Source organism: Mesorhizobium sp. M7A.F.Ca.CA.001.08.2.1 (assembly GCF_003998455.1).
Classification (GTDB): Bacteria; Pseudomonadota; Alphaproteobacteria; order Rhizobiales; family Rhizobiaceae; genus Mesorhizobium; species Mesorhizobium ciceri.
Map to the genome: position 1 here is coordinate 1 of NZ_RZPW01001433.1, position 535 is coordinate 535.

Annotated in this window: 1 protein-coding gene; it reads right to left on the reverse strand. The window is 62.1% G+C overall.

Annotated features, from left to right (window positions below; translation table 11 throughout):
• Window positions 1-115: 115 nt before the first annotated feature.
• A partial coding sequence (locus EN914_RS37830; RefSeq protein WP_164779296.1) for a GNAT family N-acetyltransferase occupies window positions 116-535 on the reverse strand: 420 nt, incomplete at its 5' end.

Consider the following 535-nt stretch of genomic DNA (forward strand, 5'->3'; position numbering starts at 1 on the left):
GGGCATCAGCCATGGCGAAGGGGCCGGAGCCGCCCTTGCCGCGGGTCTGGTCAAGGCCGCCGCGCTGACCAGTTCGGGCATGGCTGCGGCGGTACGCGGTTAGGGTCTTGACCTGCTAGCGCCGGAGATTGGGAATGCGATAGACGACGGCGTTGTATTTTGGGTTGGAGCGGCTGCCGACGATTACGCCTCCAAGGCGTTCCGCTATTCTTCTGCTGGCCACGTTCCTTTCGGCAACCGGATATTCGAAGCAGTTCGGTTCGAGCGCCTCCGAGGCCCACTCCGCGACAGCAGCAATTGCCTCTTGGCCAATGCCGTTTCCTTGAGCGTCTTCCCTGATCCAGATCCCGAGTTCGGGACACACGGTCTTCGCTGCATGAAGGCCGACAAGCCCCAGACAGCGAGCGTCCGCCAAGGCACGCACAACAAAGTGCAAATCCGATCCGTCCTGGATTGGCGCCAGCCAGGATTGCCATACTTCGGCAAAGGCCGCCAGTGATCGAGGTGGCTCCCACTGCATGAAACGGGTGATGGC